The 3,664-nt window shown below is 70.6% G+C and carries 4 protein-coding genes and 1 pseudogene; 4 read left to right on the top strand and 1 reads right to left on the bottom strand.

The genetic code is table 11. From position 1 onward, the window contains the following. The 3 genes and pseudogenes from GJ632_RS20335 to GJ632_RS20325 form a co-directional block, all read left to right on the top strand. Positions 1-266: M67 family metallopeptidase (locus tag GJ632_RS20335; RefSeq protein ID WP_197428122.1), on the top strand; the 266-nt coding region annotated here is incomplete at its 5' end. Between the two features lie 52 nt (positions 267-318). After that, positions 319-1,031, top strand: a pseudogene (locus GJ632_RS24370) (SDR family NAD(P)-dependent oxidoreductase). Between the two features lie 49 nt (positions 1,032-1,080). Next, positions 1,081-1,563 carry a hypothetical protein gene (locus tag GJ632_RS20325; protein WP_191453873.1) on the top strand — a complete coding sequence of 161 codons (483 nt, stop codon included), beginning with the start codon at positions 1,081-1,083 and terminating at the stop codon, positions 1,561-1,563. A gap of 39 nt (positions 1,564-1,602) precedes the next feature. Here GJ632_RS20325 and kynU read toward each other — a convergent pair whose 3' ends face one another. Then, on the bottom strand, positions 1,603-2,910 hold the full coding sequence (gene kynU, locus GJ632_RS20320) for a kynureninase (protein WP_191453872.1): 1,308 nt from the start codon (positions 2,908-2,910) through the stop codon (positions 1,603-1,605). Between the two features lie 129 nt (positions 2,911-3,039). On the opposite strand from kynU, the gene GJ632_RS20315 reads away from it, so the two are divergent. After that, on the top strand, positions 3,040-3,664 hold a 625-nt coding region (locus tag GJ632_RS20315; RefSeq protein WP_191453871.1), incomplete at its 3' end, for an alpha/beta hydrolase fold domain-containing protein.

Here is a 3,664-nt window from a genome sequence, read left to right as displayed (position 1 = left end):
CGTCGCCGACGACCCCCCGGCGCGAGTACGAACTCGACCCCGCGGGAACCGTCGCGACCATCGACCGCCTCGAATCGACGGGACTGGACGTGGTCGGCTTCTATCACAGTCACCCCGAGAGCGACCCGGTTCCGAGTCGAACTGACGAGCGGCGGGCGACGTGGCCGGGGTACGTCTACCTCCTCTGCAACCCGGACGGCCGACTGAACGCCTACCGCTGGACGGGGGAGACGTTCGACCGCCTGTCCCTGACTCGGACCGACTGACCGCGGGCCGAGAACGCAACCCCCTTGCGGCGTCGGTGCTTCCCCCCGACCGATGACCGAGGACGTTGCGGAACCCGACCTGTACGACTCGCTTTCGGGACAAGTCGCCCTCGTGACGGGCGCGAACCGCGGCATCGGCCGCGAGATAGCCGAACAGTTGCACGACCTGGGGGCGACGGTGTTCGCCGCCACGCGCAGCATGACCCACGAGATACCGGACGAGTGGGAGCACCTCCTCGTCGACGTGACGCAGGAGGGCGAGATATCCGACGCGGTGGACGACATCTTCGCGAGTGCGGGCCGATTGGACATCCTCGTCAACACGCCGCCGTCGGCGGCGGCGACGGTGACATCGTCGCCGAGTCGGTCAAGGACCTCGACCGAACGCTGGCGACGAACCTCCGCGGGCCGATGCTCCTCTGCAAGCACGCCGTCCCTCTCCTCGTGCAGGACGAGGGCGGCCGCGTCGTCAACGTCTCCTCCGGGATGGGCGCACTGAACGAGGACCAGTCGGGCGGGTCCCCCTCCTACCGCGTCTCGAAGACCGGTCTGAACGGCCTCACAAAGTATCTGGACGGCGAGTACGGCGACGACGGACTCCTCGCGAACTCGGTCTGTCCGGGGTGGGTCCGGACCGACATGGGCGGCGAAGAGGCCGACCGGTCGGTCGAACGGGGCGCAGAGACGCCCGTCTACCTCTGTCGCTTCGAACCGGACTCGCCGTCGGGGCACTTCTGGCGCGACCGAGAGGTCATCGACTGGTAGCGGCGGCGGTGCAGAAAAACTATACTGCGCCCCGTTTCCGTACAGCGTAGTGACACGAACACGGCCCCTGCTACTCGTCTGTGTGCTCCTCGTCCTCGCGGGGTGTCTCGGCGGCGTCGGCGAGTCGTCGTCGTCTCCGACACCGTCTGCGACGCCACCGGCGACTCCCACACCGACGCCGACGGCGACGCCCACGTCGACGGCGACGATTTCGGCCGACGACGCCGGGGAACGGGCCATCGAGGCCGAGCAGTCTCGAATCGAACGTCACCTGAGCGAGTACGAGGCGGTCGGCGGCCTCGGCTTCGGTATCCTCAGACCGGCCGAGTCCGAGGTGGTAGAGCGAAACGAGAGCGGCGTCGTCGTTCGCGTCTCCGTCGGGTACAGCCTCGAACTCGACTGCGACGGCGACGGCACCCCGGACGAATCGCTCGACGGCGCCAGTACCGAGACGACCTACGTCGTCTCCGAGTCCGGCGTGCGCCTGACGGGCGTGTCTCGGGACGTACTGGACCCCTCCGGGTACTGCTGACGGCGGCCGTCTCGGCCGGGGGACGCCGAACGCGCGGCGCTACGTCACGCCGCCACCGCGCGTCTCGAACCGCTCGTACTCCCGGTCGTCGAGAATCGCTTCGAGGTGTTCGACGACGCGGTAGACGTCCTCGAAGCCGACGTAGTACGGCGACGGGCAGACGCGGACGACGTTCGGCGTGCGGAAGTCCACGACGACGCCGCGGGCCTTCAACGCCTCCGAGATGCGGTAGGCCTCGGGGTGTTCGACGGCGACGTGGCCGCCGCGTCGCGCCGCCTCCCGCGGTGTCCCCACCTCGCAGTCGGGGAGTCGGTCGTCCACGAGGGCGACGAGGAAGTCGGTGAGCGCGACGGACTTCTCCCTGAGCGCCTCGATACCGGCGTCTTCTGTCACGTCGAGAGCGCCGTCCAACGGCGCGGCGGCGAGAATCGGCGGCGTGCCTATCTGGAACGCGCCCGCCGACGGCGCGGGCGTGTACGTGTGGCGCATCTCGAACTGCGTCTCCTTCTCGTGGCCCCACCACCCCGCGAGCGCCGGCGTGACGCCGAAGTGGCGTTCGTTCACGTACAGGCCGGCGGGGGCGCCGGGGCCGGCGTTGAGGTACTTGTAGTGACACCAGACGGCGAAGTCGACGCCGGCGTCCGAGAGGCGGTGCGGGACGACGCCGACGGAGTGCGCGAGGTCGAACCCGGCGAGTGCGCCGGCGTCGTGCGCCGCCTCGGTGATTCGCTCCACGTCCAGCAGTTGCCCGCTCCGGTAGAGGACCGAGGGCATGAACACCATCCCCACGTCGTCGTCGATTGCGGCGACGATATCGTCCTCGTCGACGGTTCGGCCGTCGCGACTCTCGACCACGCGGAGGGCCTCCTCGGGGTCGCGGCCGGCCTGCCGGAGTTGCGCGCGGATGGCGTAGTGGTCCGTCGGGAAGTCGAGGTCGTTGACGAGAATCTCCGTGCCCCGGTCGGGGTCGTAGAACGTCCCGACGAGGGTGTGGATGTTCACCGTCGTGGAGTTGCCCACGACGACTTCCGCGGGGTCGGCGCCGACGAGGCCAGCCAGTCGGTCGCCAAGGCGTTCGCCGTACGTGAACCAGTCGGGGTCGGCGTCGGTCCACCCGCGGATGGCGAGCGTCTGCCACTGTTCGACCGCCTCCTCCAGCGCGGCCGCCGCGTCCGCGGCGCAGAGTCCGAGCGAGTTGCCGTCCATGTACAACTCGCCGTCCGGGACGAAGAAGCGCTCGCGGAGCGTCGCCAGCGGGTCGTCGGCGTCGCGTTCGCGGGCCTCGGTCAGCGTCGGCGGGCGGCCGGCGCTCGATTCGGGGGCCGCGTCGTCGCGTGAGTCGTCCATATCCACACCTCCGCCGCGGGCCACAAAGCGGTTCGCCTCGCCGCGCCGTCGGACTCTCCTCGCCCCGGCGTCGAAGCGTCCAACACCGCCAGCCCGCCGCTTTTTGGTCGTCCGCCGCGGGCACCCACTATGGACCGACGTGCCCCCGAACTGGACTCCGACGTGGCGGACGTGGTGGCGGCGTTCGAACGCGAGGGACTCCCCCCGTGGCACTCCCTCTCCGTCGAGAGCGCGCGCCGCGTCGAGGACGAGGCGTTCGCGCCCGCGGACCCGCCGGACGTCGAACACGTCCGAGACCTCTCGGTTCCCGGCCCGCACGGGGCGATTCCGGTCCGGACGTACCACCCCGCGCCCGCGGAGACGCGCGACGTGCTGGTGTTCTACCACGGCGGCGGCTGGGTGCTGGGGACGCTGGACTCGGTGGACGAAATCTGTCGTCGCCTCGCCGCCCGGTCGGGTCGCCTCGTCGTGAGCGTCGACTACCGACTCGCGCCCGAGCATCCGTTCCCCGAACCGCTGGACGACGCCTTCGCCGCGTTCGAGTGGACGTGCGAGTTCGCGGCGTCGCTCGGCGGGAGCGGGAACGTCGCCGTCGGGGGGACGAGCGCCGGCGGCAACCTCGCCGCCGCCGTCGCCCTGCGCGCCGCCGCGAACGCGACGGAGGGCGACGGCCCGACGCCGACGGGCCAACTCCGTCCGCGTACCCCACTCACCGCCCCAGACCGTCGACCACCGACTCCTACGAGGAGAACGC

Source organism: Halogeometricum sp. CBA1124, assembly GCF_009741955.1.
Classification (GTDB): Archaea; Halobacteriota; Halobacteria; order Halobacteriales; family Haloferacaceae; genus Halogeometricum; species Halogeometricum rufum.
This window is presented reverse-complemented; position numbering and strand designations above follow the sequence as displayed.